The organism is Cellulomonas hominis (assembly GCF_901521055.1).
GTDB classification, from domain to species: Bacteria; Actinomycetota; Actinomycetes; order Actinomycetales; family Cellulomonadaceae; genus Cellulomonas; species Cellulomonas endometrii.
Map to the genome: position 1 here is coordinate 47,075 of NZ_CABEGA010000028.1, position 7,481 is coordinate 54,555.

Genomic DNA, 7,481 nt, shown 5'->3' on the forward strand with positions numbered 1-7,481 from the left:
CGAACCCGCGACCGACTCAGCGCGGTGCGGCGTCGTCCCCGAGCGCGCGGGCCAGCGCGACCGGCAGGTCCAGGGACTCGCCGTCCTTGCCGCCGGCGCCCAGCACGAGCGGCGGGTCCTGCGGCTCCGGGCTGACCCCCCGCAGCCGCGCGGCCAGGGACGGCGGGACGGTCAGCACGTAGAAGCCGCCGTCCGTCCCCACCGCGACCGTCTGGTCGCGGCGCAGGTACCAACCCTGCAGCGGCGTGCGGTACCGGCCCCGGCCGCCGTACCCCTGCGCGTGCAGCGGCACCGGCGCCACGCCCCGCGCGGTGGCGTCCGCGACGAACCGGGCGATCAGCTCACGGGCCTTCGCGGACTCCGCCTGCCGGCGCGCGCGCAGGGCCGCCTCGTGCGCGTCGGCGGCCTCCCGGCGGCGGGACCGCCAGTCGGCGCCGGCGTCGGGGGCGGGGTCGCTCACTTGTCGGCCGGCGCCGTGGCGACCTCGTCCGCTCCGCCCTCCGCTGCGGAGCCCTGGGCCGCGGAGCCCTCGGCCGGCGTGCCCTCGGCCGGCGTGCCCTCGGCCGGCGTGCCCGCGGCCGGCGTGCCTGCGACCGACGCGCCCGCGGGTGCGTCGGCCGGGGTGGCGTCGGCGTCCTCGGCCGGCGTCACCGCGGGCTGGTCACCCGTCGGCTGGGCGCCCGCGGGGGCCGGGGTCTGCGCGTCGGCGGGCGCCTCGCCCGCAGCCGCCTCGTCGGTCCCCGGCTTCGCGTCGCCCGCGTCCTTCGCGCCCTGGGCCGGCTCCGCCTCGGGGGCAGGAGCGGGGGCAGCGGCGGAGACCGGCGCCGGCCGGCCCTTGGCACCGCGGGCGGGGCGTGCGGCGGGGCGCGCCTGCTTCTGCTCGAACTGCGCCTGCGCCTGGTCCGCCCGCTCCAGCGTCTTCCTGCTGGGGACCGGGTCGTGGCCGAGCAGGTTGCGCAGCTCGTCCAGGTACGACGTGATCGACTCCCGCTGACGGTTGAGGTCCTCGACCTGACGCTGCGCGGTGGTGCGCTCGCGCTCGGCCTCGGACATCGACTCCGACAGCGTCTTCTCGGCGTGCTCGCGGGCCTCGGCGACGACGCGGTCGGCGTTCTGCCGGGCGTTCGACAGCAGCTCCTTGGCGTGCTCCTGGGAGTCGACGCGGATCTTCTCCGCCTGCTCGAGCGCCTTCGCGACGCGCTGCTCCGCGTCGGCGGCGTGCGCCTCGGCGTCCGCGACCAGCTTCTCCGTCTCGGCGCGCGCGACGGCGTGCCGCTCGGCGTCCGCGCGCTCGGCCGCCTCGCGCTGGGCGGCGATGGACAGCTCGGCGTCCGCCAGCGCCTGGCGGGCCTGGGCGAGCAGGGCCTCGGACTCGGTGCGCGCCTGCGCCCGCAGCTCGTCCGCCGTGCGGGACGCCTCGGTGACCTGCCGCTCGACGTCGAGGCGGGTGGCCTCGCGCAGCTCCGCGACCTCGCGGTCCGTGCGCTCCCGGAGGTCGGCGGTCTCCCGCTCCGTGCGCTCCCGCAGCTCGGTCGTCTCCCGCTCCACGAGGGCCCGCAGGTGGCTGGTCTCGTGCTGGGTCCGCTCCCGCAGCTCCGTGGTCTCGCGCTCAGCGGTCGCCCGCAGGTCGGCCGAGTACTGCTCGGCCTCGACGCGCTGCGCGGTGATCGCCTGCTCCGCCTCCTGGCGGGCGGCTGCGATCTCGTCCGCGACGGCCGCGCGGAGCTCGCCGGTCTCCCGGTCGGCGCTCGCCCGGACGAAGCCGGAGTACTGCTCGGCCTCGGCGCGCAGCGCGGTCGTCTCGGCGACGGCCCGCTGCTGCAGCTCGGCGGCGGCGCGCTCGGCGGCGGACCGCACGGCGTCCGCGTGGGACTGCGCCTCCGCCCGCAGGGACGTGATCTCGTCGCCGGCGGCCTGCCGCGCCTCGGCGATCTCCGTGGCGGCGACGGACCGCTGTATCGCGGCCCACCGCTCGGCCTCGGTGCGCAGCTCTGCGAGCTCGGAGGTCACGCGCTGGCGCAGCGCGGTGGTGTCCGCGTCCGCCCGCTGGCGCAGGTCCTGGTCGTAGCGCTCGGCGTCGGCGCGCATCGCGGTGGTCTCGGCCTCGGTGCGCGTGCGCAGCTCCTCGGCCGCCTGCTCGGTGCTGATCCGCAGCTCCGTCGTCTCGCGCTCCACGGTCGCCCGCAGCGTGCCCAGCTCCCGCTCCAGCGTCGCGCGGCGCTCGCTCTCCTCGGTCTGGATCGCGGCCTGGATGCGGGCGGCCTCGCGCTCGGCGGACCCGACCAGCTCCTCCGCGCGGCGCTGGGCGCCGGTCAGCACGCTCTCGGCCTCGGTGTGGGCCGTCGACCGCTCCTCGGTGGCCTCGCGGCGGGCGGTCGCGAGCATCTCAGCGACCTCGTTCTCGGCCCGGGCCCGGAGCTGCCCCGCGGCGAGCCGCGCCCGCGCGAGGGCGTCGGACGCCTGCGCGTTGGCCTGCTGCACGACGTCGGAGGACTGCTCCTCGGCCGACCGCAGCAGCATCTCGATCCGCGAACCGAGGCCCGAGTACGTGGGCCGCTCGGCCTCCCGCAGCTGGCGGTGCGCCTCGGACAGCTCGCCGGAGATCTGCAGCACGCGCTCGTCCAGCGAGGACACCTGGCTGCGGGCGTCGTTCAGCGCCCGCTCCAGCTCGTCCATCCGTGCGTCGACGGGTGCGCGGTCGTAGCCACGGAAGTTGACCACCGGGAAGGGCGTACGGTCCTCTGCCACGAAGTTCCTCCTGCGGGCGCGCGTGCGCTTGTGGGGACGGCCTCCGGGCGGGAGGCTCAGGGCGTCGGTCGGCCCGCGTCCGCCGCCCAGGGTATCGGGACGATCCCGGCACCGGGCACCGGTCGTCCCGCAGCCGCCGTGAGGGGCCGCGGGGGCCCGACTTGCGCCGGCCCACAGGTGGCACGCCTATCCTGGGACGTCACGTTCGAGAGGAAACCGCGTGCTCCAGCGACTGATCGCCGCCCTCCTCGGGGTGCTCGGCATCGCCGCCATCGGGCTCGGCATCGCGTCGGCCACGGCCTGGCGTGCCGACGACCCCCTGGTCGCGACCGCAGCCCCCGGGGGCGATGCCCGCACCCTCGTCACCGACCCGGGCGTGCTCGAGCTCGCCGGCGACCCGGTGACGGTGACCGTCCGTGCGGAGGGCTCGCCCGTCGTGCTCGCCGTCGGCCGCGACACCGACGTCACCGGGTGGGTCGGGACCGACCCCTACGTCCGCGTGACCGGCCTGTCCGACTGGCACACGCTCGCGACCACCGCGGTGGAGCAGCCCGCGCCGGAGCCGTCCGGGTCTGCCGCGGCCACCCCCGCGCCCACCCCGTCCCCGAGCGCGAGCGCAGGGGCCGAGGAGGCGCCGGTGCAGGCCGCCGACCCGACCGGCTCGGACATGTGGGTGGCGGAGGTGTCCGGCGACGGCTCCGCGACGCTCGAGTGGCCGGTGACCGAGGGCCGCTGGTCGCTCGTCGCCGTGAGCCTGGGCGACACCGCTCCCACCCTCGACCTCTCCTGGCCGCAGACCGTCACCACGCCGTGGCTGTGGCCGGGCGTCGCGCTGGGCGTCCTCCTGCTGGCCGTCGCCGCGATCCTGCTCGTGCGGATCCTGCGCGAGCGCCGCGAGGGCCCCGACGCCGGGTGGCACTCGGTGGCCACCGGGCAGATCGCCGCGGTCCCCGCCGCCGGTGCCTCCGCCTCGGGGACGTCCGGCACCGGTCCGTCCTCGGGCGCGACGAGCACCGTCACCGGCGCCATCCCGGTCGCGACCGTCGCCCCCGACGGCACGCCGCTCACCCGCCGGCAGATCCGCGAGGCCGAGGCCGCCGCGGCGGCAGCCGCCGGACGACGCGGGCGCCGCACGCCGACCGGCGCGATCCCGGTCGTCACCGGAGCGATCCCCACGGTGACGGGCTCCGTCCCGGCGGCCGCACAGCCCGCCGCCACCGAGCCTCCCGCCGCCACCGAGCCTCCCGCAGCCGACGCGCAGACCGCGTCCGCCGGGCCGGCCGACGGCGCTGCGGCCTCGCGCCCGTCCGGCGCCACGCCGACACCCGGAGCGCCGAGCGCGGCACCGGAGGCCGGCGGCCCGAGCGCTGCTGCTTCCGCTCTCGCCCGCCCGTCGGGCCCGAGCGCACCTGCTGGCGCGACCGTGGCTCCCGCCGCCGGCTCCGCCACGTCCACCGGCTCCGCCACGTCCACCGGCTCCGCCACGTCCACCCGCCCCGGCGCGGGTGCGGCCCCGGGCAGCCCCGCCGGGGGACAGGTGACGAGCGCACCCACCGCGCCGGCACCTGCGGCTGCCGTTCCGGCCGCGACCACGCCGGCCGCGACCACGCCGGCCGCGACGGACGGAGCCGGCTCCGCCCCTGCACCCACCGCGGCACCCGCTCCGGTGGACGACGACAAGCCGCGCGGGCTCGCCGCCCGGCTGCCGTGGCGTCGGGGCCGCGCCGAGGGCGGGGCACAGCAGGACGCGGCCCCGGGCGAGGCGACCCCCGCCTCGGCGTGGACTCCGGTCCCCGGCGCCCCGCCCGCGTCGCCGGGCGCGCGCGCTTCGTCCGCAGCGCCCACCGCACCCGCCTCGCCCACCGCACCCACCCCACGGCCGGGCGCCGCGCCCTCGGTCCCCGCTCCCGCCACCCGACCGGCCGCGACTCCGCAGGGCGCCGCGGGGGCGGAAGGCCCACGCGACGCCGACCCCGAGGACGACGCCGCGTCCCGCGCCCAGCGCGCCGATGCGTGGCGACGGATGTGGGGGTTCCCCGCCGACGCCGCCGGTGGTACCGGCCAGGGCGAGGGCGACCACGGGACCGCACGACCGCAGGACGACGCACAGGGGACGGAGGAGGGCCGATGACCGCACGCACCACGAACCCCGCGGCCAGGGCCGGCGTCCGCCGCTCGGCCCGCCGCCGCCTCGCCGGCACCGCGCTGGCCGCCGTCGCGCTCCTCGGGCTGGGCGCGTGCGCCCAGCCCGTCCCGGAGCCGCGGCCCGATGCGGTCCCCGCGGTCCCGCCGCCCGCCCTCACGGTCGCGCAGTCCACCGACGTGCTGACGCAGGTCGGCGAGGTGCTGGCCGCCGGGGACGCCGCGCTGGACCCCGCGGGCCTGCCCGCCCGGCTCAGCGGTCCCGCCCTGGCCATCCGCACCGCGGAGTACGTCCGGGCGAGCGCCACCGCGGGGCAGCGCCCGCCCGTGTCGCTGCCGATGTCCGCGCAGACGACGATCGTCCCGGACACCGACACCTGGCCCCGCACGCAGATGGTCGTCACCGTCCAGCCCGACGACCTGCAGGCGCCGCTGCTGCTGGTCCTCCAGCAGAACGGGCCGCGAGACCCCTACCGCCTCTGGAGCTGGGCGCGGCTCGGCCCCTCGGTGCAGATGCCCGCGACCGCCGACCCGACCGTGGGGAGCGAGCCCGTCGCACCCGACGACACGTCCCTGGTCGTCCCGCCGGCCGAGGCCCTCGCCCAGTACGCGGACGTGCTCACCAACGGGGACGCCTCGGGCTACGCGGCGACGTTCCCGGCGGACTTCTTCCGGACCGCGCTGACGGAGGCCCGCAACCAGACCGCGGCGAGCCTGCAGGCGGTGGCGACCGTCGCCGAGACGGTCACGCCGGTCGACGGCCAGGTGACGGCGCTGCGAACCGCCGACGGGGGAGCGATCGTCGTCGGGCAGCTCAGCACGGTCACCACGGTGACCCTGAGCCAGGGCAGCATCACGCTCAACGACCCCTTCGACGCGGCGCTCGCGGGGAAGCCCAGCGTGACCAGCAACCTGGTCCGGACGTGGACCGACGTCGTCGCGATGTACGTGCCGCCGGCGGGGGCCACCACGCCCATCCAGGTCCTGGCCGCCGAGCACGCCCGCACGGCAGTCTCCGGTCAGTGACATCCTCGACACCACGCGACAGCAGGAGCAGAGCAGCATGAGCCAGAACCCGGCCCCCCAGCCGCGCCTCGACGTGCGCGGCGCGGTCGACCTGTCCGGTCTCGGGCGTCCCGCCACGCCGGCCCCCGGCACCCCGGGCGGCCTGCCCGCACCGGGGCCCTACGCGGTCGACGTCGACACCGAGGGCTTCCCCGCCCTGGTGCAGTCCTCGACCCAGCACCCCGTCGTCGTCCTGCTCTGGGCGTCGTGGAGCGAGACGAGCATCGACCTCGCACGGGACATGGGCGCCGTGGTGGACCAGTACGGGGGCAGGCTGCTGCTCGCGAGGATCGACTCCGAGGCCAACCCGCAGATCGCGGCCGCCTTCCAGACGCAGTCGGTGCCCGCGGTGATCGCCGTCATCGCCGGCCAGCCGCTGCCGCTGTTCCAGGGCGCCCCGCCGGCGGACCAGCTCCGCGGCGTGCTCGACCAGGTGCTCGAGGCGGCCGCGGCGAACGGCATCACCGGGACCGTGGAGCCGCGCGACGCCGCTCCCGTGCCGGCCGAGCCCGAGGAGCCGCCGCTGCCCCCGCTGCACCAGGAGGCGTACGACGCGATCGAGCGCGACGACCTGCCCGCGGCGGCGGCCGCGTACGAGCAGGCGCTCCGGGAGAACCCCCGCGACGACATGGCGCGAGCCGGCCTCGCTCAGGTGGGGCTCCTGTCCCGGACCCACGACGCCGACCTGGCTGCGGTGCGGAAGGCGGCGGCCGACGACCCGGCGGACGTCGACGCGCAGCTCGCGGTCGCCGACGTGGACGTGCTGGGCGGGCAGGTCGAGGACGCGTTCGCCCGGCTGGTGGACACGGTGCGCTCGACCTCCGGGCCCGAGCGGGAGCGGGTGCGCCTGCGGCTGGTCGAGCTGTTCGACGTCGTCGGGAGCGACGACCCGCGCGTGGCTGCTGCTCGGCGCGCGCTCGCCAGCGCCCTGTACTGACGAAGCTGCGTCGCCGGCACTGACACGGCGAGCCCGCCGCGCTGGGCGCGGAGGTCCGCGAGGCCCGGTCGACCGTCCTGGTCGGCCGGGCCTCCGTCGTCCGGCGGCCCGGTCCACGCCCGCCGGCGCCCGTCCCGCACGTCGGCGAGCAGGTCCGACCGGCCCTCTGAGCGCCCCCGATGGGGCCAGATCCGCGTGATCATGCGGGTGACCGGGGTCACGGCCCACCCGAGTTGACGGTCCCGACGGCGGGTGCGTAATGTTCTACGACGTCGCCCCGACAGGGAGGAACAGACACCAGGGATCACCCCGGTGGCTGGTCCCGCGGGGGACCACCCCCTTGGTACGGCCTCGACGGGACACATGCGCCCGCTGACGAACGTGCCGAGGATCGATCATCTCAGATGGAACGGTCCGAACGGACTTGACCGGATGACGAAGATCGGATAAGTTTGAACGGTTGCCTCCGGCCAGGAGCCCGCAAGGGTGAGTGGGGGATGCGCGTCTGTTCTTTGAGAACTCAACAGTGTGCCAAGTAGTTGATGCCAAGATGGTTCATCGGCTCGGGTGGTCGCCTCATTCGGGGTGG

Annotated in this window: 5 protein-coding genes; 3 read left to right on the forward strand and 2 right to left on the reverse strand. The window is 77.4% G+C overall.

Annotated elements, in window-relative coordinates:
- Window positions 1-16: 16 nt before the first annotated feature.
- The gene (locus KJP73_RS08045; protein ID WP_213282277.1) at window positions 17-460 is read right to left on the reverse strand and encodes a hypothetical protein; all 444 of its coding nucleotides are present in this window, start codon (window positions 458-460) and stop codon (window positions 17-19) included.
- The gene (locus tag KJP73_RS08050; RefSeq protein WP_213282278.1) at window positions 457-2,748 is read right to left on the reverse strand and encodes a hypothetical protein; all 2,292 of its coding nucleotides are present in this window, start codon (window positions 2,746-2,748) and stop codon (window positions 457-459) included. The genes KJP73_RS08045 and KJP73_RS08050 overlap by 4 nt, the downstream gene beginning before the upstream one ends.
- 220 nt (window positions 2,749-2,968) lie before the next feature.
- Here KJP73_RS08050 and KJP73_RS08055 point away from each other — a divergent pair, with 220 nt between their 5' ends.
- Genes KJP73_RS08055 through KJP73_RS08065 form a run of 3 tightly spaced genes read left to right on the forward strand, consistent with a single transcriptional unit; the run spans window position 2,969 to window position 6,892 of the window.
- Window positions 2,969-4,879 carry a hypothetical protein gene (locus tag KJP73_RS08055; protein ID WP_213282279.1) on the forward strand — a complete coding sequence of 637 codons (1,911 nt, stop codon included), beginning with the start codon at window positions 2,969-2,971 and terminating at the stop codon, window positions 4,877-4,879.
- Entirely contained in the window at window positions 4,876-5,916 is a 1,041-nt protein-coding gene (locus tag KJP73_RS08060; RefSeq protein ID WP_249669212.1) for a hypothetical protein, read from the forward strand. The genes KJP73_RS08055 and KJP73_RS08060 overlap by 4 nt, the downstream gene beginning before the upstream one ends.
- Before the next feature lie 37 nt (window positions 5,917-5,953).
- Complete coding sequence (locus KJP73_RS08065) at window positions 5,954-6,892, forward strand: tetratricopeptide repeat protein (protein WP_213282280.1); 939 nt, start codon at window positions 5,954-5,956, stop codon at window positions 6,890-6,892.
- Window positions 6,893-7,481: the final 589 nt, after the last annotated feature.

Excerpts from the sequence above, each read along its gene's own strand:
- KJP73_RS08065 (WP_213282280.1), top strand. The coding sequence starts at position 5,954 with ATGAGCCAGAACCCGGCCCCCCAGCCGCGCCTCGACGTGCGCGGCGCG.
- KJP73_RS08060 (WP_249669212.1), top strand. The coding sequence starts at position 4,876 with ATGACCGCACGCACCACGAACCCCGCGGCCAGGGCCGGCGTCCGCCGC.